Here is a 20,632-nt window from a genome sequence, read left to right as displayed (position 1 = left end):
TGAGTGTCGCCCGCGTCGCCGACGCTCTGGGGGTCGCCGAAGGAGCACTCGAGGCGCCGTTCCGTCACGTGTTTCCGCAGGTCAGGAGGCGATACCTCGTTGACAGCGGCGTAGTGGATCCAAGCTGCGTGGGTGATTCATCTGATGCGATACGCAGGCTGGAGTCTGACATAATGTCCATTATCGGAAGGGAACTCGTGCGACCTGGCACGGCTCCGGTACAACGCAGATGCGGGTGCAGCAGTGGTCTGGAGCCGCCGGCCTCGAGCGGATCGTCCACCGGCGGGTTCGGTCCGCAACCGTGGCTGACCAGGACGTCACCGGAACTCGCCGGTGGTCGACGTGACCTCAAGCGGTGTAGAAGTCAGCCAGAAGCGGTCCGAGCAGTCCGGCGTCGGCGATGTGCCCGGCGACCTCGAGGGTGACGCGTCTGCTGTTCGGCAGTAAGGCTGTGGTGGCGTCGGCGGCCGCACCGAAGAAGTCCACCGGCAGCCCCGTCGAGTGCGGGTCGGTGATCACACCGGTGGTCAACAGCACTGGTACGGCCACTTGGGCCAGCCGCGCCGCGGGGGGTGGCCCGTCTCCGAGGCAGGCGGCGTCATAGCGGAGCGTCGGCACAAGCGATATCAAACCCGGCCAATACGGCGAAGCCTCTGCCGCCGCGATGTCCTGCTCGGAGGAACCGGCCAGCCGCATGAACAGACGCAGGGCTTCGCCCGGTTCGCCGGCGTCTAGCGCGGCGTCGAGGTTGCGCGTGTATGCGTGCCACGCAGCGACCGAGGCGTTGTCGACCTGGTACGGCACTTCGTGGGCGGCGACCCGGTCGACGGGCAGTCCGGCAGCGGCCGCCTCGAGCGCGAGCGCGCCGCCCGAGGACGCGCCGAAGAGATTGGCCCTGCCCCCGGCCACGCCGATGACGGCGGCGAGATCGTCGATCTCCCGCCGGACCGTGTACGGCTGCCTGTCGCCGCTGTCGCCACGTCCGCGACGCCGGTAGTTGACCACGGCGAAGCTGCCAGCCAACCACTCCCCCAACGGGACGTTCTCAGTCCCGTCGTCGAGGCCGCCGCTGACGAGCACTACTGGAGGGCCGCCGTCGCTGAGGACGTCGTAGCCGATGGCCGTGCCGTCGGCCGAGATCACCTGTGGCATATCGTCCTCCCGAGGTCGATGCTCCTAATGTAGGAGCATCAGGTGCGTGTTGGGAAGTAGGATGTCGCTATGCGCAGTTATCGAGACCTCTGCGGGATCGCCCGCGCCCTCGACGCCGTGGGCGAGCGGTGGGCGCTGCTGGTGGTCCGCGAGCTGGTGTTCGGGCCCAAGCGCTTCTCCGACCTGCACCGGGGGCTGCCCGGCATGAGCCAGAACGTGCTGACGCAGCGTCTGCGCGAGCTGGAGGAATCCGACGTCCTGCGGCGGCGCGGCACCCTCCCGCCAGCCGCGGGTCTGGTCTACGAGCTGACCGACCACGGTCGCGGCCTCGAGCCCGTCCTGTTGGCGCTCGGCCGATGGGGCAGCCCGCTTCCCCCGGATCCAGGGTCGGCCATGGAGCTCAGCGCCGATGCGCTCGTCGTCGCGCTGCGCACCACTTTCGATCCCGCCGTCGCCCGTATCACGCGCGGGACGGTACAGCTTCGGCTGCCCAGCGACGCTTTCCTCCTGACCGTCGGCGATGGTCGCCTCGCGGCGGTCAGGGGCCATGGCCCCGCCGACGCCACACTGACCTGCGACGTCCGCACGGTCCAGGACCTGGTCTTCGCCGGGCGCGCGCTCGAGCACGCCGTCAGGAGGGGCGACGCCTACGTCGAGGGAGACGTGGAGCTGCTTCGGCGCCTCCTCGGCGCCTTCGACGACCGGCCTGCTTCTAGCTGCCCGCGAGCAGCCGGTCGGTGATCCCGTCCGTGATGTCCGGGCCGAGGTCCTCGAAGTCCCAGCCCTCGTCGCTGCGCGCCTGGTTGGTGATCCAGAAGACCAGCGTGCGCTCCTGGGAGGCGCGCTCGATCTCGCCGTACGCCCAGTCGTTGGCGCCGTTGTGCCAGGCGATGACACCGTCGCCGGACTTGTGCAGCACCCAGCCGTAGCCGTAGAAGGTGTCGCCGTCGGGCTCCTCGCGGACCCGGGGCTCGAACAGCTGCTCTTTCGCGGCTTCGTCGAGGACCCGATCTCCCACGAGCGCCCGGTGCCACCGGTAGATGTCGCGGGCGGTGGACAGCAGCCCGCCGTTACCCCGGAGGTTCCAGTACGGGCCGTCGTCGGCCCACGGATGCTCCTGCGGTGTCCCTTGTGCGACGCCCGCGGCGTCGTACTCGACAGCCAGATCGGCCGGGTCCCACGTCGGCAGGACGTAACCGGTGCGGTCCATGCCGGCCGGACCGAAGAGCTGGTCCGCCATGTACCGCTCGTACGACGTTCCAGATGCCGACTCGATGATGGCTGCTAACAGGCTGTACCCGACGTTGGAGTAGAGGTACGTCGAGCCCGGCGCCGACTGCAGTTCGGACGTGAGCGCGCGGTGGAGGAACTCCGGCTTCGTGAGCGGCTCGTCGTCCTCGCCCAGTGAGTCGACGAAGCCCGCGGTGTGGGTGAGTAGTTGCTCGACGGTGACGGCGCGCTTGTCGGCGGGGATGTCGTCGAGGTGGCGTGAGATCGGATCGGTCACGGCGAGGGCACCCTGTTCCTGGAGGGTCAGTACCGCGGCGGCCGTGAACTGCTTCGTCATCGACATGATGTCATAGACGGTGTCGCAGCCAGCCGCGACGCCCTGCTCTCGGTCGGACTCGCCCCAGCCCTCGCAGCGCACGAGGTCGTCGCCGACGGCCGCCACGAGCGTGCCGCTCGACCCGGCTGGCAGGGTGTCGTCGAGGAACGACCCGATGGTCTCGGGACCGCCCGCGCCGCAGCCGCCGAGCAGGGCAGCACCGACGAGACCGGAGGTCGCCACGGCGACAAAACGAGGCTTCAGTACCTTGCCGGTCATGGGGCTCCGTCGAGGTGGACTGCGCGGTTGGCGGGTGGAGCGAGAGTGTCGCGCTTCAGGTCAGTGCAGGCTTGGCACTGACGCCTCGACGGTAGCCGGGGCGGGGGTGGTGACGGTAGCGGGCCTCCTCGAGTTCGGCGAGCGGAAGGGCCCTTCTTGCGCACGAGCTCGGCTTTGAACAACGAGTTGAACGCCTCGACCAGGGCCTTGCTCCACGTCCACGTCCACGCCCTCGCCCGGGCCGTCTCGGTCAGCAACACACCGCCCGCGCCCACCTTTCTGTGATCCGGGTCAACTCTCGGACACCCTCACCGATGAAAGCCCGAGGTTAGGCCGGTTCCGGCGCGCGACGGGTGAGGGTCCGGGTCCCACCTCGGCTGGAGACACCCCGCCGCGCTCCCGCTTCGCGGGGCTGCCCGCGTGCCCAGGAACTCGCGCCTCACGAGCACTCACCTCTACCAGTCGGATGGCGCGAGCTACGACCGTGGTCAAGCCTTGACGTCACGGACGTCCCTCCCCTGCTCGGCGAACGCCTTGAAGTCCTGCATGTGCCGCAGTGACTGCGTGCGGAAGGTGCCGGGCATCACGAGGCCGACCAGCCGCATCAGCACGCTGCTGAACCGGTACTCGTTCTCGCTCTGCCAGAGCGTCGTCTGCGCGCCGGCTTCCGTGAACCGATCGCGCACCGCGTTCCACATGCCCTTGCCGACGATCTCGCGGTCGAAGTGGACCACGCTCTCGCTCGGGATCCCGTGCAGGTCGACCGGCTCCCGGCGCGTGATGGTCTCGGTGCACTCGATCTCCTGCTTGCCCATCTGCAGCACGACTCGCGACATGGTGCCGACCTGCCCGTGTGTGCCACTGAGCGGCTCGTGCATGACCAAGCCCCGCAGCCACATCGGCAGGTGCGCCGGGTCCGCGAGCAACTGGACCACCCTCTCCCGCGGCAGGGCGATCTCGATCGAGACGGTGTACTTCATGGCGGCGGCGCCTTCCGGATCTCGAGTGAACGAGGGCACGTTAGCAGCGCCGCGCGACCAGGTCTGACGCCACTACGCTCGGGACGAACGATCACGCAACGACACGAGCCGGCTCGAGACACGAGGGAGATTCTCGCGTGGAGATGTCCGACGTCGCGCGTGCGATCGCGGCTGCGACGTCGCTCGCCGCATCGCTCGGCCTGTCGGCCGACGACGCAGTCGTTCTGCACAACTCGAACAAGCTGGCGCTGCGGCTGACGCCTTGCGATGTCCTCGCACGGGTCGCCCGGGTCGGGCAAGAAGTGGCACAGAACGAAGTCGAGCTGGCCGGGCGGCTCACTGAGATCGGATGCCCCATCGGCGCTCTGGAGCCTCGGGTGGACCCGCTCGTGTACACGTGGGACGGCTTCGCCATCACGCTGTGGGTCTACTACGAGCCTGTGACGCCTCACGGCTCATCAGTCGACTACGCGACGGCGCTCGAGAGGCTGCACGCCGGCATGCGCAAGCTTGTGATGGCAAGCCCACGATTCACGGACCGCATCGCAGAGGCGAAGGAAGTCGTTGCCGACCCGCATCGCTCGCCGGAACTCGCCGACGCGGACCGCGTGTTCCTCAGCAGCAGACTAGGAAGCCTGCGGCGCGCGATCGAGGACCGCGGTGTCGTGGAGCAGTTGCTTCACGGCGAGCCGCACCCGGGCAACGTGCTCAACACAGAGAACGGCCTGCTGTTCATCGACTTCGAGACGTTTTGCCGTGGACCCGTCGAGTTCGACCTCGCCCATGTTCCCGAGGCGGTCTGCGAGTTCTACCCGAGCGTTGACGAGGGGCTGCTGGACGAATGCCGGCAACTCGTTCTGGCGATGGTCGCAGCGTGGCGCTGGGAGCTTGGCGACGAGTTTCCGAACGGGAGGCGATTCGGCGAGGAGCTCCTACGCGCCTTGCGCGAGGGTCCTCCGTGGCCGACGCTCGACGCGATGGCCGCTCGCTACGGCGCGCCATGAGCCACCGGCTTCCGCCGGGCTCGCCGGGCACCGATGGTGTGCCGAGCATGACGAGAGGAGACTGACGCGCACCCGCTTGTCGCACCGACGTCGAGGAGCTCCCATGGCGATCGCCGGATTCCTGAAGGTTCCCGACGTCCCGGGCGAGAGCCACGTCGAGGGGCACGAGGACGAGATCGAGGTGCACAGCATCAGCTTCGCGATGGCGGCGCCTGTGGACGTCGGCAGCCTGGCTCGGCGGGGACGGGTGAAGTTCGAGCCCCTGACGCTCGGTAAGCGGTACGACCGGTCATCGCCGTATCTGAAGAAGGCGCTGTACGACAACATGCTGTGGGACGCCGTCGTTCTGTCCCTCGTGCGTGCCGTTGAGGGTGAAACGAGCGCCTACGTGGTGGTACGGCTCGCGGACGCGTCGGTCGCGGCGTACACCCTCGAGGATGCCGAGGCGCCGGATCGCCTCGAGGAGCAGGTGACCCTCGTCTACCGGTCGATCCGGTTCACGTACGACGGTGCGCACGAGGTCGAGTTCGACGCGGTCCCCAACCGATAGCGCCCCACGCTCGCTCGCAACCCGATCTCGCGATCCCGTCCGGCGTCCTCGCTGGTGCAGGCCGCGCTGACGACGTCGAACCAGACGGTAGCGGCTGTCGGTGCCATCGGCTTCGATAGGCAACGTCGGCCTCGCCAGGGCCGCTCGACGAGGAGGAAGCATGGCGCGCTTTACCGACGCCGACGACCTGAAGAGCTCGGACTTCCATCGCGTGGACCTGTCCGGGTCCCGGTTCTACGGTTCCGACCTGGAGGGAAGCTGGATCGTCTCCTGCGACCTGTCCGGCGTCGTCCTCCGCGGGATCGAGGCAACAACGTTGGAGATCGACTCGCCCTGGCTGTTCGACGGTGAGGGCTCGCTGCTCGTCAACGGCGTCAACGTTCTACCGCTCGTCGACGCCGAGCTCAATCGCCGCTTTCCCGGCCGCGCCGAGCGGTACGCCGAGACGCCGGACGGCCTGCGCACCTCCTGGGACGCGCTTCAGCGCACGTGGGCGGCCACCCTCGAGCGCGCGGCCGTGATGCCGGAGGGCACCGTGGACGTCTCGGTCGACGGCGAGTGGTCGTTCGCCCAGACGCTGCGGCACCTCGTGCTCGCCACGGACATGTGGCTGCGGCGGGGCATCCTCGGCGTCGAACAGCCGTTCCATCCCCTGGGCCAGGTCGACGCGGGCTCCGCGAGGGAGATGGACACGTCGGAGCTCGCCGACGGGACGCCGTCGTACGCGGAGGTTCTCGAGGCTCGTGCCGGCCGCGTGGCCATGGTGGGCGACTTCCTGGCCGGCCTGACGCCAGAGCTGCTGGCCGAAGAGCGCCCCAACCCCCACGACCCGCAGTACCCGGAGACCGTCCGTTCCTGCCTCCACACGATCCTCGAGGAGGAATGGGAGCACCACCGCTACGCCGTTCGCGACCTCGACGCGATCGAGGCGCGCGCGGCGGGGCGGAGCGTGGCGGAGTGACCGCTCCCGCCGCGCACGCAGGAGCAGGTGCCGCAACCGCCGCGCTCGGCTTGCGCTGGCGAGTGTGGATACGCACCATCGCGGCTGTGGCGATCGCTGTCGCCACGGCGATGGTGCTCGCGGTGTTCAGCTGAGGACGGCGGGGACGTTCTCAGGCGCCCACGTAGTCGGCGAGGTGCTCCCCCGTCAGCGTCGACCGGGCGGCGACGAGGTCGGCGGGCGCTCCCTCGAACACGACGCGACCGCCGTCGTGCCCTGCCCCCGGCCCGAGGTCGATGATCCAGTCGGCATGCGCCATGACCGCCTGGTGATGCTCGATGACGACCACCGACTTACCGCCGTCGACGAGCCGGTCGAGCAGCGCGAGCAGGTTCTCGACGTCGGCCAGGTGCAGGCCGGTGGTCGGCTCGTCGAGCACGTACACACTGCCGCTCTCCCCCATCTCCATGGCGAGCTTGAGCCTCTGCCGTTCGCCGCCCGAGAGCGTGTTGAGCGGCTGCCCGAGCTTGATGTAGCCGAGCCCGACGTCCTCGAGCCGTGCCAGGATCTTGTGCGCGGCGGGGATCTTCGCCTCGCCCTCGCGGAAGAACGCGTGCGCCTGCGCCACCGAGAGGTCGAGCACCTCGGCGATGTTCAGCCCGCCCAGGGTGTACTCGAGCACCGACGCCATGAACCGCTTGCCACCGCAGTCCTCGCACGGCGTCTCCACGGTCTCCATGAACCCCAGCTCGGTGTAGATGCGGCCGTTGCCCTTGCACGTGGGGCACGCGCCCTCGGAGTTCGAGCTGAAGAGCGCGGGCTTCACGTCGTTCGCCTTCGCGAACGCCTTGCGGATCGGCTCGAGCAGGCCGGTGTAGGTGGCCGGGTTGGAGCGGCGCGACCCCTTGATCGCGCCCTGGTCGACGACGACGACGCCGTCGCGCCCCGCGAGGTTGCCGTGGATGAGGGAGCTCTTCCCGGAGCCGGCGACACCGGTGACGACGGTCAGGACGCCGGTCGGCACGTCGACGTCGACGCCAGTCAGGTTGTTCTGCGACGCGCCACGGATCTCCAGTGCACCAGACGGCGTCCGGACGGAGTCCTTGACGTGGGTGCGGTCGTCCAGGTGACGGCCGGTGAGCGTGTCGCTCGACCGCAGGCCCTCCACGGTGCCCTCGAAGCAGACCGTGCCGCCGTCGGTCCCGGCGCCGGGTCCGAGGTCGATCACGTGGTCGCCCACCGCGATCGTCTCCGGCTTGTGCTCGACCACGAGCACCGTGTTCCCCTTGTCCCGCAGGTCCAGGAGCAGACGGTTCATGCGCTCGATGTCGTGCGGGTGCAGACCGATCGTGGGCTCGTCGAAGACGTAGGTGACGTCGGTCAGCGCGGATCCGAGGTGCCGGATCATCTTGGTGCGCTGCGCCTCGCCGCCCGAGAGCGTGCCCGCCGCCCGATCCAGCGACAGGTAGCCGAGCCCGATCTCGACGAACTTGTCGAACAGGTGCAGCAGGCTGCCGATCAGCGGCGCCACGCCCGGGTCGTCGACGCCCCGCGCCCACTCGGCGGCGTCCGAGATCTGCATCCGGCACACGTCCGCGATGCTGGCACCGTTCACCTTCGCCGAGCGGGCGGAGTCGTTGAGGCGGGTTCCCTCGCAGGCCGGGCACGCCACGAACACGGCGGCCCGCTCGACGAACGCCCGGATGTGCGGCTGCAGCGACTCGGGCGCGCGGGAGAACATCGACTCCTGGAGCTTGGGGATGAGTCCCTGGTAGGTCATGTTCATCCCGAGGGCCTTGAGCTTCCCCTTCTCGCGGTACAGGAAGTCGTGGCGCTCAGTGTCGGTGTAGTCGCGGATCGGCTTGTCGCCGTCGAGCAGGCCGGTCTCGGAGAAGCCCTTGACCATCCAGCCGTCCGCCTTGTAGCCGGGCACGAGGATCGCGCCCTCGTGGAGGGACTTCGACTCGTCGACGATCACGGACAGGTCGAGGTCGGAGACCGTGCCGCGGCCCTCGCACTCGGGGCACATGCCGCCGAGGTACACCTGGTTGCGCACGACCTTCTTCTCGACCTCGCCCCCGGCCTTCCCGGTGGAGAACACCCCGCTCGCCGTCGACGTCGGGATGTTGAACGAGAAGGCCGTGGGCGGTCCCACGTAGGGGTCGCCGATGCGGCTGAACAGGTTGCGCAGCATGGCATTCGCATCGGTGACCGTGCCGACCGTGGACCGCACGTTGGCTCCCATGCGCTCCTGGTCCACCAAGATGGCCGTGGTGATGCCCTCGAGCACATCCACGTCCGGCCGCGGCAGCGACGGCATGAAGCCCTGCACGAACGTCGAGTAGGTCTCGTCGATGAGTCGCCGCGACTCGGCGGCGATCGTCGCGAACACCAGCGAGCTCTTGCCCGAGCCGGAGACCCCCGTGAACACCGTGAGCCGCCGCTTCGGGATCTCGACGTCGACGTCGCGCAGGTTGTTCTCGCGGGCGCCCCGCACGCGGATGAAGTCGTGCGCGTCGGCGGCGTGCGACGACGGCGTGGCGGTGCGCGTGGACTCCGTGGCGGTCACCTGGGGTTCTCCTTTGATCGGTCGGATGGCGGGCGGCGTCAGCCGCGCAGCTCGGCCAGAGTTCTGTCGATGCGCCGAGCGCGGGTCTCCGGCTGCTTGGCGCCTTCGACGTCGAGCACGTGCCGACGCTTCCTGCCCGGTGGAAGGGCATCGTAGGCGGCGCGGGCCGTCGGGTCAGCGTCCAGCGCGCGGGCGAGGTCCTCCGGCTCGACGACGACGCGGGGTTCGGTGTCGAGCGCCAGCTCGACCTCCACCTCCGCGCCGACCTCGAGCCCCGCGGCCTCCCGGTTCGCCCGGCTGAGACCGAGGAGGTGCCGACCCCGCATGATCGCGACCCGGCTCCGCCACGTGTGGCCGTGGATCGTGATCGTCACGGGCGGCCGCGCTCCCCCACCGAGGGCCTCCACGGCCTCCGGCGGGACCTCGAGGCCCTTCATCTTCTCCGCGGGCTCCACGACGGACCGGAAGGTGATGACCGGTCGGCTGCCGGCGCTGCGCCTCGTGATGCGCGGGAGGCCGGGCACGCACACGGCTCTCAGCCCTCCACCGGGGCAGGACGGAGCCGGACCACCGGGTACTGGCGGGCACTCTTGCGCTGGTGCTTGTCGATGGTCGGCGCCGCGGCGGCGATCGCCGGCCACACCGTGGCCCGTTCCGCGTCGTCGAGCACGTGCGGCGTCACCGAGGTGGTGCCGGCGCCGTGCAGCTCGACGGCGACACGATCGGGGTGTGCGACGACGTTCGCGTACCAGCCGGGGTTGCGGCTGCCGCCGCCGGAGGCGACGACCAGCCGGCCGCCGTCGCCGTCGTCGAACCAGGCGAGCGGCGTCTCCCGCGGCTCGCCGGAACGGCGCCCGACCGTGTGCAGGACCAGCAGGTCCATCCCCATCATGTGGCCGCCCTTGCGGCGGATCTTCGAGGCTGTGGACGCGTTCGCCTTGCGCTGCATCCACAGCGACAGCGCGCCGGGGGTGCCCTTCGGGCGCTTCGTCTGCTGCTGCGTCGTCATGGTCACTGCACCTCGTCGATGCGGACCATGTTGCCCGCCGGGTCCCGGAACGCGCAGTCGCGCACCCCCCACGGCTGCTCGGTCGGCTCGGAGACCACCTCGGCCTCGCCGGCCTGGAGCCGTGCGAACGTGCCGTCGAGGTCCTTCGTGCCGAGGATGATCGACTGGTAGCTGCCCTTGGCCATGAGCTCGACGATGGTGCGGCGCTCGTCCTCGGTGATGCCGGGGTCGGCGGCGGGCGGCGTCAGGACGAGGCGGACGTCGGGCTGGGACGGCGAGACGAACGTGAGCCAGCGCATGTCGCCCTTGCCGACGTCCATCGTGAGCTCGAAGCCGAGCAGGTCACGGTAGAAGCCCAGCGAGGCCTCCGGGTCCGTGTGCGGGAGGAACGTGGTGTGAATGGTGATGTCCATGGCGTTCACGCTAGGTGCACGTCCACGGCCGGCGCTTCTCGATTCCTGATCGGTCTGGTGACCTGCTTGGTGACGCACGAGGGGAGCTCGCCCGTGGACGTCCGCGCCCGCCGCGCGTACTCGCTCGGCGACATGCCGACGAGCTCCGTGAACCGGGTGCTGAACGTCCCGAGCGAGGACGAGCCCACCTCGAAGCACACGTCGGTGACGCTGAGGTCGCCGCGGCGCAGCAACGCCATCGCCCGCTCGACGCGCCGCGTCATCAGATAGCTGTACGGCGACTCGCCGAACGCCTCCTTGAACTGTCGGCTGAGGTGCCCCGACGACATGTTCACGCCGCGCGCGAGGGCCTCCACGTTCAGGGGCTGTGCGTACTCCCGGTCGATCCGGTCGCGCACGGTGCGCAAGAGCCTGAGATCGCGCAGGCGCTGCGACTGGGCGGGTGTGCTCGTCACCCGCACAAGGCTACGTCGGCCACGTCGCGCGCAGCTCGGCGACGACACCGCCGACGGCGTCGGCACCGCCGCGTAGCGCGCCCGGCCAGTCCGTGATCGCCGCTCCCCAGAACTCACGGGGTGTACCCGGACGCCTCCCGACCAGGTGCACGTGAAGATGCGGGACGGCGTCGCCGTAGACGAACGCGTAGACGTGCTCGAACCCGGTGCCCCGCAACGTCGCGCTCGCGTGTCGCATGGCACGGCCCACGGCCTCGGCCTGCTCCACGTCGAGGTCCGCGAGGCCGGGCAGGTGCTCGACCGGTTCGACCAGGAGGTGCCCCAGGTAGGCGTCGGGCGTGGCCGGCATGTGGCCCACGTACACGCGTTCGTCGCGGAAGACCCGCAGGCCCTCGTCGGCGTCCGCATGCTTGCGGCAGACGAGACAGTCGTCGCTCACGCCGACGACACTAGGTGCCAGGCACGTGCGGTGCTCGACAGCGTGCGCCCGCTCGGGTACGTTCGCCGATTGATCGACAATTCCGGATCATAGGACGACGCGATGACCCAACAGCTGACTCCCGGACGGTTCGAGGCGTCCGAGGGCGTCGAGGACTGGCGCGCGGTCCTCGCCTGTCGCGAGGTCGGCGTCGCGACGCTGAGCAACCGCGGGTGACGACGCCTCGCGCGCGCCGATCGTCCGGCGAGTCGGCCACATGAGCGTCACCGCGCGCGAGCTCAACCGCGCGACCCTCGAACGTCAGCTCCTCCTGCGCAGGGCGGACCTCGACGTCCACGCCGCCGTCCGCCGTCTCGTCGCCCTGCAGGCGCAGCACCCGGCCTCGCCCTACCTGGCGCTGTGGGCGAGGCTCGCCGACTTCGATCCCGCGCAGCTCGACGCCGCGTTCGCCGCCCGGACGGTGGTGCGGGCAACGCTCATGCGCGTCACGCTCCAGGCCGTCGACGCGAGCGACTACGCCACCTTCCACCAGGCGATGCAGCCGACGCTGCGCGCCGCGCGTCTCGGTGACCGGCGCTTCACCGCTGCGGGCATCGCCGTCGACGATCTCGACGCGGCGGTCCCGGACCTCCTGCGGCATGCCGAGACGCCGCGCACCGCGAAGGAGCTCGAGGACTGGCTGGCGGGACGTCTCGGGCCGACGGCGAGGCCGGGGGCGCTGTGGGCGACCCGATCGTTCGCGCCGCTCTGGCGCACGCCCGGGCCGGAGCCGTGGTCGTTCGGGACGAAGGTCTCGTACGTGGCGTCGGGAGCACGGACCCTGCCCCGGGATGCCGACGCGGCGCGGGCCGCGCTGCGGGAGGTCGTGCGGCGCTACCTGGTCGCGTTCGGGCCGGCCTCCGTGGCCGACGTCAGCCAGTTCACCCTCGTCCAGCGGTCCTCCGTCCGGGCCGTCCTGGACGAGCTCGGCGACGGCGTGGAGCAGCTCGTGGGTCCGGCCGGCTCGGTGCTGTTCGACGTGCCCGGGTCGCCACGGCCGGCGCCGGACACCGAGGCGCCGCCCCGGCTGCTGCCGATGTGGGACAACGTGCTCCTCGCGTACGCCGACCGCAGCCGCGTCATCCCGTCCGACTACCGCCGGCTGGTGACGAGGAACAACGGCGACGTGCTGCCGACGCTGCTCGTCGACGGGTACGTCGCGGGCGTCTGGCGGCCGCTCGACGGCCGCATCGAGGCGACGGCGTTCCACGCCCTGCCCGAGGACGTCTGGGCTTCGCTCGCCGGCGAGGCGCGCGCGCTGCTCGAGCTCGTCGCCGACCGCGAACCCGGGGTCTACGGCAGGTACGGCCACTGGTGGTCCACCGTGCCCGTCGGCGAGACGCGCCTCCTCCCCTGACGCCCCGGCGTCGTCCCCGCCGTCGGCGCCTGGTGCGCCGCGAACGCGCCCGGCGCGGACCGTCGCGACGCACCGCCGCCGTCCGCCGCACAACTGCACCCTCGGCGTGCGCGAACTTCACAGCACCTTCACCCTGGACGTGGAACATGGGTGCGCCCGGGGCCGTTGGAACCTACAGGACGCGAGACCCAGGCCACGAGCCACGGGCGCGAGACGAGGAGACGGCGATGGCTGAGCGAACACTTCGCGGCATGAAGATCGGTGCGAACAGCATGGAGACCGAGGAGGGCGTGGACTTCGCCCCCCGGATCGAGGCGGTCTACGACTGCCCCGACGGGCGTGTGCTGGTCATCCCGTTCGCGGCAGAGGCCGACGTGCCCCCCGTGTGGGAGGCGCCCGGCGGCGGCGAGGCGCTCCTGCGCGACGCCACGCGCCCCGAGCCGAAGCCGACCAAGCCGCAGCGCACGCACTGGGACATGCTGCTCGAGCGCCGGACGATCGGCGAGCTCGAGGTGCTGCTCGACGAGCGGCTCGCACTGCTCCGCAGCGGTCAGCTGCGCCGCAGCGCCTGACCGACCCGGCGCACACCCCTCACGGCCTGGGCCGCGCGGTACTCCGCGCCCCAGGCCGTGACGTTCATCAGGGCCTCGACGACGATGGCCCGGCTCATCTTCGACTCCCCCGCCGTCCGTTCCACGAACGACACCGGCACCTCCACGATGCGACCGCCGCCCCGGTGCACCCGCCACGTCAGGTCGACCTGGAAGCAGTACCCCTGCGACTGCACGGAGTCGAGGTGCAGACGCCGTAGCGTCCGGGCCGGGAACACCCGGAACCCGGCTGTCACGTCGCGCACCGGCACACCGAGCGCGAGGCGGGCGTACGTGGAGGCACCTCGGCTCAGCACCTGGCGCCGCAGCGGCCAGTTCACGACCTCTCCGCCGCGGACCCATCGTGACCCGATGACGAGGTCGGCCCCGGTGGAGGTTGCCGCGTACAGCAGCTCGGGCAGCTGCTCGGGCCGGTGCGAACCGTCGGCGTCCATCTCGACGACGTAGTCGTAGCCGCGGTCGAGCGCCCACCGGAACCCCGCCACGTACGCGCGGCCGAGCCCGTCCTTCGACGTGCGGTGCAGCACGTGCACGCGGTCCGAGGCAGCTGCCTGCTCGTCCGCGTACTCCCCTGTGCCGTCGGGGCTCGCGTCGTCGACCACCAGCACGTCTGCCACGGGCACGGCCGCGAGGAGCCGCCTCAGCGTGCCCGGCAGCGTGCGGCGCTCGTCGTACGTGGGGACGACGACGACGACGCGCGGCTCGCGGGTGTGGTGCGGCTGCGTCATGCGCGCCTCCGCCACGTCGCGATCCCTCCGACGAACGCGACCGCCGCGAGCACCGCCATCGTGATGACCGGGACGTCCCCGAGCCGCGCCGCTGGCGTGAGGGACGTCCGCAGCGGGACGGTCTCGGCGAACTGGGCCGGCGTGAACAGCTCGGTCTCGTGCCGCAGGACGCCGTTCGGGGTGGCGACGCCGGAGACGCCGACGGTCGAGATCTGCACAGCCGTGCGACCGAGCTCGACAGCGCGGAACCTGGTCATCGCGAGCTGCTGCTCGGACTCCGCGGTGTACCCGAACGAGGCGTTGTTCGTCTGCACCACGAGCACCTGTGCCCCGGCGACGACGGCGTCCCGCACCAGGTCGTCGTAGGCCACCTCGAAGCAGATCACCGGGCCCACGGGGATGCTCCCGCTGTCCACCGGGACGTCGATGACTCCCACCTCCGTGCCCGCGGACATGTCGACGGTCACGAGGTCCACCGCCGAGGAGAACCGTCGGGCGAGGTCGCGCAACGGGATGTACTCGGCGAACGGGGCCGGACGCTGCTTCGCGTACACCTGGGTGGCGCCGACCCCCGGCTCCCACAGGATCGACTCGTTGTACCGGGTGTCGTCCGCGAACCGCTGCGTGCCGAGGAGGATCGGCGCCTCGGCCGCCTGCGCGGCGCGTTCCACGGCATCGCCCGCGGCGGCGTCGCTGCGCGGGTCGTAGTCGGCGGCGTTCTCGGGCCAGACGACGACGTCGAGCGTGCCCGGCCCTTCCGCCTCGGCCAGCTCCTCGGTGCCCCGCGCGTGGTTGTCGGTGACCTCGCGGGCGTTGTCGAAGGCACCGAGGCCCGGCTCGGCGACGTTGCCCTGAACGGCACCGATCCGCATCGTGCCGTTCTCGGCGCGGGTGTCGAGCGGGATCGCGAGGCAGGCGGCGACGACGCCCACGGTGACGACGACGGCGCCCGCGGTCGCGGCGATCCGCAGGGTCCGCAGGCGCCACCAGGCGACGGCGAGCAGGAACCCGAGCGCGGCGACCACCGCCGAGACGACCGGCGCGCCGCCGATGGACGCCAGCCGCAGCAGGGGCGACTCGACCTGGGAGAACGCGAGCTTCCCCCACGGGAACCCGCCGAACGGCACCTGCGAGCGCAGCTGCTCGATCGAGGTCCAGGCGAACGCGAACGCGAACGTCTGGGCAGTGGTGTGCGCGGCGATCCACGGGACCCGCCGGATCCAGGCCCACGCGACTCCGAAGAGTCCGACGGCGCACGCCTCGAACACCGAGAGCGCCACCCACGGGACGGAGCCGACGGCGTCGTTCGCCCACCACAGGTGCACGGAGAAGAAGGCGAGGCCCCACACGGTTCCGACGACGAAGGCCCACCGGGCGCTGTCACGCCGCAGCGCGAGGGCGAGGAGCGCGATCCCCAGGAAGGCGAACGGCCACCAGGACCGCATCGGGAACGCCGTGTCGGTGAGGAGCCCGCCACCGGCGGCGAGGAGCAGGGTCCAGGCTCGGGACGGGGGCGACGGCACGGGAGCAGGATAAGCGGGCGTGCTGGCGTTCGAGGAATCCCCGCCGCCGCGCGGCTCCTGGCGGCGCCGGACTCGTGACGTGTGGCGCGCCCCGCCGGAATGACCGACCGGCTCGCGCGTCCTTCGGTCCGTGCCTGGACGCTGACCTGCGTCGTGACCCGTTGTCTAGTGAACGCGCGAGCCCGGTCGGTGACCGCCCCGGGTCGAGGGGCGGCGACGACGCCTTGGTCGGTCCGCTGCCCATACGTGCCGAAGTGGTACGGCAGGCGAATCTACCGGTGCGACTCGGCCTGTCAAGATGGGCGTTCACGCTGGTGACGGGCGAGACCGCAGGTCAGCATGACCGGTCTGACGGCACCTGGATCGAGTCGGCCCGGCGTGTCGTGCGGCGTGTCGCGCCCGACGTCGTCCTGTCGTCCTCAGACCGCGGACTGCGCGACGATCCCGCGCAGCACCCGGTCGGTCGCCTCGCGCGCCCGCGCCCGCATGCTCGGGTCGGGGGCGGCTCCCCCGACTTGGTCCAGGAGGTCGACGACCTGCCGGCACCACCTGACGAAGTCGCCGGCCGCGAGATCGCCGGACTCCAGGACCGTGGCGAGAGGCGCACCGTTCGCCCACTGGTGCACGGCCCGCACGAGCCCAGGATCGACCGGCGGCGTCGGCGTCAGGCGTCGTTCCCGCTCGAGCTCCTCGATCTCGCCCGCGATCCGCACCGTCGCCTCGACAGCGCGCGCCACGGCGCCCCCGGGGCCGCCCGGCAACCGCGGCGCCGACTCCGTCTCCTCGGACCGGGACGTGTACACGATCGTCGAGCACAGCGCCGCGAGGCCCGGCGCGTCGAGCTCGGACCACGCCCCGGCCCGCAGCGACTCCGCGAGCACGAGGTCGCGCTCGGCGTAGAGCCGACGCATCCAGCGACCGTCCGTCGTGACGACCGTCTCGCCGTCGTCGTCCAGGTCCAGATAGCCGAGGGTCAGGAGGATCTCGCAGACGCGGTCGAAGTCCCGGGCGATGGATGACGTCCGGGACTCGATCCGGCGCACCAGGCCGTCGTGCTCCGCGGCCAGGCCGCGGGTGCGATGAGCCCAGCGGACGTGGTCCTCGCGCTCCGGGCACCCGTGGCACGGGTGGGCCTTGAGCCTGGCGCGCAGGCGGGCGAGCTCGGCGTCGTCACCGGCGCCGGACCGCGCCCGGGCACTCCCCCCGGGATCGCCGGCCTTTCCTTCAGCGAGGGCATTGCGCAGCGAGGAGGCCAGGTCCCGCCGGGCGCGTGCGTCGCGCGCGTTGAACGACCGCGGGATCCGCACCCGCCCGGAGCGACGTACCCCGGCGGGCGCCTCGTCCGCCGAGATCCGACGTACCTGACGGTCCTGCATGAGGACCAGCGGGGTGGGCCCGTCGAGTCCGGGCGTGCCGCCGTCGTCGAGCACCACGGCGTAGCCGGACCGGCGCCCGCGCGGGATCTCCACCACGTCGCCGGGGCGCAGGCCGGTGAGGCTCTCGACGACGGCGCGTCGCCGCGCGCCCGAGCGTTCCCGGGACAGGTCGGCCTCGCGATCGCCGATCTCGCGCCGAAGCTCGAGGTAGGACTCGATGTCGCCACGGTCGCAGGCCATGGCCTCGCGGTAGCCCTCGAGCGCCTCGGCGTGCGCGCGCGCCTGCCGGGCCAGCCCGACCACGGCGCGGTCCGCCTGGAACTGCGCGAACGATGTCTCGAGCACCTCACGAGCCATGGCCCGCCCGGACCTCAGCACCAGGTTGACCGCCATGTTGTACGTCGGCCGGAAGCTGGAACGCAGCGGGTACGTCCGGCGCGAGGCGAGGCCGGCGACGGCGACCGGGTCCGTCCCGGAGGCGTACAGCACCACGGCGTGCCCCTCGACGTCGATACCGCGTCGGCCCGCACGTCCCGTGAGCTGGGTGTACTCCCCCGCGCTGACGGCGACGTGCTCGCGGCCGTCCCACTTCACGAGCCGTTCGAGGACGACGGACCGGGCCGGCATGTTGATGCCGAGCGCGAGGGTCTCGGTCGCGAACACCACCTTGACGAGCCCGGCGCTGAACAGCGCCTCGACCGTCTCCTTGAACACCGGGAGGAGGCCGGCGTGGTGGGCGGCGACGCCGCGTTCGAGGGCGCGGGCGAACTGCCAGAACCCGAGGACGTCGAGATCCTCCGCCGGGAGGGCCGCGCACCGGACCTCGACGATCTCCCGGATGCGCCGTTGCTCCTCCTCGGTGGTGAGCGTGATCCCCGAGCCGACCACCGCCGCGACGGCGTCCTCGCAGCCCGCGCGGGAGAACACGAAGACGATCGCCGGGAGCAACCCCTCTCGGTCGAGGCGGTCGACGACGACGGGCCGCCGGGCTGGGCGCACCTGCTGGTGGCCGGTGCGGCGCGCGTCGCGCGTGCTGCGCCCTCCACGGCCACGCCGGGCGCGGTGCGGTGCTCCCGAGCCGCTCCCGGTCCGCTCGGCACGGCGCACGGCTTCGAGGATGTCCGGGTTGATGGGCGGGTGCGCCCCGGGGTCCGTCGGGTCGACCTTGCTGCTGTACAGGTCGAGGACGTCGTTCCGTACCATCATGTGCTGCCAGAGCGGAACGGGGCGGTGCTCCGACACGACGACGGCGGTGTCCCCCCGCACGGTCTCGAGCCACTGCCCGAACTCCTCGGCGTTCGAGACGGTGGCCGACAGCGAGACGAGCCGCACGTCCGCCGCGAGCAGGATGATGACCTCCTCCCAGACGGAACCGCGGAACCGGTCGGCGAGGTAGTGCACCTCGTCCATGACCACGTAGCGAAGCCCGTCGAGCGTCGGCGAACCGGCGTAGATCATGTTCCGGAGCACCTCGGTCGTCATGACGACGACCGGAGCCTCCCCGTTGATCGTGACGTCGCCCGTGAGGAGCCCCACGTTCTCGGCGCCGTGCACGCGGACGAGGTCGAGGTACTTCTGGTTGCTGAGCGCCTTGATGGGGGTCGTGTAGAACGACTTGCGCCCCTCGTCGAGCCCGAGCCGGACCGCGAACTCCCCCACCACGGTCTTGCCAGCCCCGGTCGGGGCAGCCACGAGCACGCCGCGGCCCGCCTCGAGGGCCTCGCACGCCTCGACCTGGAAGGCGTCGAGATCGAAGTCCAGCTCGCGGGAGAACGCGGCCAGTGCGGTGCGCTCGGTCTGCGCGCGGCGTCGGTACGCGGCGTACCGCTCGGCCGGGGAGGTCATGCCTCCAGCGTAGGACTCACGCGAGCACGCGCAGGGCACCGGGACGCACGGTCGCGCGGAGGGGAAGAGCACCGATCGGCTCCCCGTCGGCGTGGGCGATCGGGGGCGGAGCGAGCGGGCTCACCCCGGGACCGACGTCGAGGAGGACGCTCCGCGCGTGCACGACGTGCACGGCGTCATGGTCGACGTGGGTACCCGCGTAGACGCGAGGGAAGATGCGCAGCAGCTCGCGCCGGCTGACGCGATCGGCCGTGACGACGTCGAGCAGACCGTCGGTGAGGTCGGCTCCGGGGGCGATGCGCATCCCGCCGCCGATCGCCGTGCCGTTCGCCACGCTGACGAGCGTGCCCGCCAGCTCCGAGCGCGCGCCGTCGACCTCGAGGGCGAACGTGTACCCGCGGAACCGGCGCAGCTCGCCGAGGACCGCCGCCGCGTAGCGCGCCCGGCCCCGCAGCCGGCGCATCCGGTTCGCCCGCTCGTTGACGGCGGCGTCGAAACCGGCCGAGAGCACGCCGACGTACCAGCGCCGCCCCGGGACGGTGGGCCGCTCGACCTCGACGGCGTCGATCGCCCGCGGCGCGTGGAGCGCCGCCAGCAGCACGCCGACGGCCGCCTCGACGTCGCCGACGGGGATCCGCAGCCCCCGCGCGGCGTCGTTCCCGCTCCCGGCCGGCACGATCCCGAGCGGCACGTGGGGGTCGTGGCCGAGCACGGCGTTCGCGCCGAGGTTCACCACGCCGTCACCGCCGACGACGATCAGGGCGTCGACGTCGCCCGACCCCACGGCGGACTCGGCGCGGTGGCGTGCCTCGGTGGGCGTGGCGCCGGACAGGTCGACCACGCTGTGCCCGCTCGCGGCGAGGAGCTCCTCGACGCCGCGTCCCGCGCGTCGGGCCTTCCCGCGGCCCGCGACGGGATTGACGAGAAGGCCGAGACGCTGCCCGGAGCGGCGCGGGCGGTCGTGCCCGCCGCGTGGGCTCACGCCTCTGCGGCCCCGGCCGCTCCCTCGTCCGAGGCCGGCGCCTCCGCCAGCTCGTCCTCCTCGGCCAGCCTGCGGTCTCGACGACGGTCGTGCAGGAGGCAGACGGTGAGTGCGATGCCGTAGAGCCCACAGATCGGCAGCGCCAGCAGGATCATGGAGATCGCGTCAGGCGTCGGCGTGGCGACGGCGGCGAAGGCGAAGATGCCCACCACAGCCCAGCGCCAGCCCTTGGCCCACGTCTGACCTCGCACGATCCCGATGAACGTCAGCAGAACCATGAGCAGGGGCATGATGAACGCAAGGCCGAACGCGATCATGAACTGCATGACGAACGTGATGTACGTCGACGCGTCGATGAGGTTCGCCGCGCCCTCGGGCGTGAACTCCGTCAGCAGGCGGACGGCGTTCGGCAGGACGCTCCAGGCGAGGAACGTGCCGCCGAGGAACAGCGGGACCGCTGCGCCGACGAACCCGAACGCGTAGCGCTTCTCCTTCGAGCGGAGCCCGGGCATGATGAACGCCCAGACCTGGTACAGCCACCACGGGCTCGACACGACGAGGCCGACGAAGAGCGAGACCTTGATCTTGATGTCGATCGCGGAGGCGACCCCGACGAAGTTCAGCTGGGCGTCGAGTCCTGCCTCCGCCTGCGCGACGATCGGCGCCTGGATGGCGTCGAAGACGTACGGGTAGAGGACCCAGCCGACGACCATCCCGACCGCGAGGCCGGCTGTGATGAGCAGAAACCGGCGCCGGAGCTCACGCAGGTGCGCACCCAGGGCCATCCGGCCCTCAGGGTTCGCCTTGCGCCCCCGGGATGCGACAGCGGCCACGC

General features: G+C 71.3%; 20 protein-coding genes. 6 read left to right on the top strand and 14 right to left on the bottom strand.

Features of this window, described 5'->3' with window-relative positions:
* Nucleotides 1–348: 348 nt before the first annotated feature.
* Nucleotides 349–1,152 carry an alpha/beta fold hydrolase gene (locus BCAV_RS10500; RefSeq protein WP_015882577.1) on the bottom strand — a complete coding sequence of 268 codons (804 nt, stop codon included), beginning with the start codon at nt 1,150–1,152 and terminating at the stop codon, nt 349–351.
* Nucleotides 1,153–1,221: 69 nt separating this feature from the next.
* Here BCAV_RS10500 and BCAV_RS10495 point away from each other — a divergent pair, with 69 nt between their 5' ends.
* Nucleotides 1,222–1,893 carry a winged helix-turn-helix transcriptional regulator gene (locus tag BCAV_RS10495; RefSeq protein WP_015882576.1) on the top strand — a complete coding sequence of 224 codons (672 nt, stop codon included), beginning with the start codon at nt 1,222–1,224 and terminating at the stop codon, nt 1,891–1,893.
* Here the strand turns inward: BCAV_RS10495 and BCAV_RS10490 are convergent.
* Together BCAV_RS10490 and BCAV_RS10485 are read right to left on the bottom strand one after the other, a co-directional pair.
* The gene (locus BCAV_RS10490) at nt 1,865–2,977 is read right to left on the bottom strand and encodes a serine hydrolase domain-containing protein (protein ID WP_015882575.1); all 1,113 of its coding nucleotides are present in this window, start codon (nt 2,975–2,977) and stop codon (nt 1,865–1,867) included. The genes BCAV_RS10495 and BCAV_RS10490 overlap by 29 nt on opposite strands.
* Nucleotides 2,978–3,465: 488 nt before the next feature.
* A complete protein-coding gene (locus BCAV_RS10485; protein WP_015882574.1) occupies nt 3,466–3,957 on the bottom strand; it encodes an SRPBCC family protein in 492 nt (163 codons plus the stop codon).
* Nucleotides 3,958–4,100: 143 nt separating this feature from the next.
* Here BCAV_RS10485 and BCAV_RS10480 point away from each other — a divergent pair, with 143 nt between their 5' ends.
* The 3 genes from BCAV_RS10480 to BCAV_RS10470 all read left to right on the top strand — a co-directional run bounded on the left by BCAV_RS10480 (nt 4,101) and on the right by BCAV_RS10470 (nt 6,472).
* Nucleotides 4,101–4,961, top strand: coding sequence for a phosphotransferase family protein (locus BCAV_RS10480; RefSeq protein WP_043349414.1), 861 nt, complete (start codon nt 4,101–4,103; stop codon nt 4,959–4,961).
* 103 nt (nt 4,962–5,064) lie between these two features.
* The gene (locus tag BCAV_RS10475; protein WP_015882572.1) at nt 5,065–5,511 is read left to right on the top strand and encodes an Hcp family type VI secretion system effector; all 447 of its coding nucleotides are present in this window, start codon (nt 5,065–5,067) and stop codon (nt 5,509–5,511) included.
* Between the two features lie 160 nt (nt 5,512–5,671).
* Entirely contained in the window at nt 5,672–6,472 is an 801-nt protein-coding gene (locus tag BCAV_RS10470; protein ID WP_015882571.1) for a DinB family protein, read from the top strand.
* Nucleotides 6,473–6,623: 151 nt separating this feature from the next.
* Here the strand turns inward: BCAV_RS10470 and BCAV_RS10465 are convergent, their stop codons facing one another.
* The 6 genes from BCAV_RS10465 to BCAV_RS10440 are packed head-to-tail and all read right to left on the bottom strand — an operon-like array spanning nt 6,624 to nt 11,336.
* Entirely contained in the window at nt 6,624–9,020 is a 2,397-nt protein-coding gene (locus BCAV_RS10465; RefSeq protein WP_015882569.1) for an ATP-binding cassette domain-containing protein, read from the bottom strand.
* 38 nt (nt 9,021–9,058) lie between these two features.
* Entirely contained in the window at nt 9,059–9,544 is a 486-nt protein-coding gene (locus BCAV_RS10460; protein ID WP_245528832.1) for a YdeI/OmpD-associated family protein, read from the bottom strand.
* An 11-nt stretch (nt 9,545–9,555) separates the two neighbouring features.
* Complete coding sequence (locus BCAV_RS10455) at nt 9,556–10,029, bottom strand: nitroreductase family deazaflavin-dependent oxidoreductase (protein ID WP_015882567.1); 474 nt, start codon at nt 10,027–10,029, stop codon at nt 9,556–9,558.
* A gap of 2 nt (nt 10,030–10,031) precedes the next feature.
* Nucleotides 10,032–10,442, bottom strand: coding sequence for a VOC family protein (locus BCAV_RS10450; protein WP_015882566.1), 411 nt, complete (start codon nt 10,440–10,442; stop codon nt 10,032–10,034).
* 5 nt (nt 10,443–10,447) lie between these two features.
* Nucleotides 10,448–10,897, bottom strand: a complete 450-nt coding sequence (locus tag BCAV_RS10445) for a helix-turn-helix transcriptional regulator (RefSeq protein WP_043349407.1) — start codon at nt 10,895–10,897, stop codon at nt 10,448–10,450.
* Nucleotides 10,898–10,907: 10 nt separating this feature from the next.
* Nucleotides 10,908–11,336, bottom strand: coding sequence for an HIT family protein (locus BCAV_RS10440; RefSeq protein WP_015882564.1), 429 nt, complete (start codon nt 11,334–11,336; stop codon nt 10,908–10,910).
* 256 nt (nt 11,337–11,592) lie between these two features.
* Here BCAV_RS10440 and BCAV_RS10435 point away from each other — a divergent pair, with 256 nt between their 5' ends.
* Both BCAV_RS10435 and BCAV_RS10430 read left to right on the top strand, forming a co-directional pair.
* Nucleotides 11,593–12,732, top strand: a complete 1,140-nt coding sequence (locus BCAV_RS10435) for a winged helix DNA-binding domain-containing protein (protein WP_015882562.1) — start codon at nt 11,593–11,595, stop codon at nt 12,730–12,732.
* A 227-nt stretch (nt 12,733–12,959) separates the two neighbouring features.
* Nucleotides 12,960–13,304: an RNA polymerase-binding protein RbpA gene (locus BCAV_RS10430; protein WP_015882561.1), complete on the top strand. Its 345-nt coding sequence runs from the start codon at nt 12,960–12,962 to the stop codon at nt 13,302–13,304.
* On the opposite strand, the gene BCAV_RS10425 is transcribed toward BCAV_RS10430, so the two are convergent.
* The 5 genes from BCAV_RS10425 to tatC form a co-directional block, all read right to left on the bottom strand.
* On the bottom strand, nt 13,283–14,071 hold the full coding sequence (locus tag BCAV_RS10425; protein ID WP_015882560.1) for a polyprenol monophosphomannose synthase: 789 nt from the start codon (nt 14,069–14,071) through the stop codon (nt 13,283–13,285). The two genes, BCAV_RS10430 and BCAV_RS10425, sit on opposite strands and share 22 nt — an antisense overlap.
* Nucleotides 14,068–15,594 carry an apolipoprotein N-acyltransferase gene (gene lnt / locus BCAV_RS10420; protein ID WP_015882559.1) on the bottom strand — a complete coding sequence of 509 codons (1,527 nt, stop codon included), beginning with the start codon at nt 15,592–15,594 and terminating at the stop codon, nt 14,068–14,070. Before lnt ends, BCAV_RS10425 begins: the two co-directional genes overlap by 4 nt.
* A gap of 419 nt (nt 15,595–16,013) precedes the next feature.
* Complete coding sequence (locus BCAV_RS10415) at nt 16,014–18,815, bottom strand: DEAD/DEAH box helicase (RefSeq protein ID WP_015882558.1); 2,802 nt, start codon at nt 18,813–18,815, stop codon at nt 16,014–16,016.
* 16 nt (nt 18,816–18,831) lie between these two features.
* Nucleotides 18,832–19,797 carry a diacylglycerol/lipid kinase family protein gene (locus tag BCAV_RS10410; protein ID WP_015882557.1) on the bottom strand — a complete coding sequence of 322 codons (966 nt, stop codon included), beginning with the start codon at nt 19,795–19,797 and terminating at the stop codon, nt 18,832–18,834.
* Nucleotides 19,794–20,582: a twin-arginine translocase subunit TatC gene (tatC, locus tag BCAV_RS10405; protein WP_015882556.1), complete on the bottom strand. Its 789-nt coding sequence runs from the start codon at nt 20,580–20,582 to the stop codon at nt 19,794–19,796. The genes BCAV_RS10410 and tatC overlap by 4 nt, the downstream gene beginning before the upstream one ends.
* Nucleotides 20,583–20,632: the final 50 nt, after the last annotated feature.

The sequence above is a fragment of the Beutenbergia cavernae DSM 12333 genome, from assembly GCF_000023105.1.
GTDB classification, from domain to species: domain Bacteria; phylum Actinomycetota; class Actinomycetes; order Actinomycetales; family Beutenbergiaceae; genus Beutenbergia; species Beutenbergia cavernae.
Note: the sequence above shows the minus strand (reverse complement) of the source record. Positions and strands in the feature narration are given on the sequence as shown.

What these genes read in the sequence shown, in the direction of transcription:
- BCAV_RS10500 (WP_015882577.1), bottom strand. Translation starts at nt 1,152, where the DNA reads ATGCCACAGGTGATCTCGGCCGACGGCACGGCCATCGGCTACGACGTC.
- BCAV_RS10495 (WP_015882576.1), top strand. Translation starts at nt 1,222, where the DNA reads ATGCGCAGTTATCGAGACCTCTGCGGGATCGCCCGCGCCCTCGACGCC.
- BCAV_RS10490 (WP_015882575.1), bottom strand. Translation starts at nt 2,977, where the DNA reads ATGACCGGCAAGGTACTGAAGCCTCGTTTTGTCGCCGTGGCGACCTCC.
- BCAV_RS10485 (WP_015882574.1), bottom strand. Translation starts at nt 3,957, where the DNA reads ATGAAGTACACCGTCTCGATCGAGATCGCCCTGCCGCGGGAGAGGGTG.
- BCAV_RS10480 (WP_043349414.1), top strand. Translation starts at nt 4,101, where the DNA reads ATGTCCGACGTCGCGCGTGCGATCGCGGCTGCGACGTCGCTCGCCGCA.
- BCAV_RS10475 (WP_015882572.1), top strand. Translation starts at nt 5,065, where the DNA reads ATGGCGATCGCCGGATTCCTGAAGGTTCCCGACGTCCCGGGCGAGAGC.
- BCAV_RS10470 (WP_015882571.1), top strand. Translation starts at nt 5,672, where the DNA reads ATGGCGCGCTTTACCGACGCCGACGACCTGAAGAGCTCGGACTTCCAT.
- BCAV_RS10455 (WP_015882567.1), bottom strand. Translation starts at nt 10,029, where the DNA reads ATGACGACGCAGCAGCAGACGAAGCGCCCGAAGGGCACCCCCGGCGCG.
- BCAV_RS10450 (WP_015882566.1), bottom strand. Translation starts at nt 10,442, where the DNA reads ATGGACATCACCATTCACACCACGTTCCTCCCGCACACGGACCCGGAG.
- BCAV_RS10435 (WP_015882562.1), top strand. Translation starts at nt 11,593, where the DNA reads ATGAGCGTCACCGCGCGCGAGCTCAACCGCGCGACCCTCGAACGTCAG.
- BCAV_RS10430 (WP_015882561.1), top strand. Translation starts at nt 12,960, where the DNA reads ATGGCTGAGCGAACACTTCGCGGCATGAAGATCGGTGCGAACAGCATG.
- BCAV_RS10425 (WP_015882560.1), bottom strand. Translation starts at nt 14,071, where the DNA reads ATGACGCAGCCGCACCACACCCGCGAGCCGCGCGTCGTCGTCGTCGTC.
- BCAV_RS10415 (WP_015882558.1), bottom strand. Translation starts at nt 18,815, where the DNA reads ATGACCTCCCCGGCCGAGCGGTACGCCGCGTACCGACGCCGCGCGCAG.
- tatC (WP_015882556.1), bottom strand. Translation starts at nt 20,582, where the DNA reads ATGGCCCTGGGTGCGCACCTGCGTGAGCTCCGGCGCCGGTTTCTGCTC.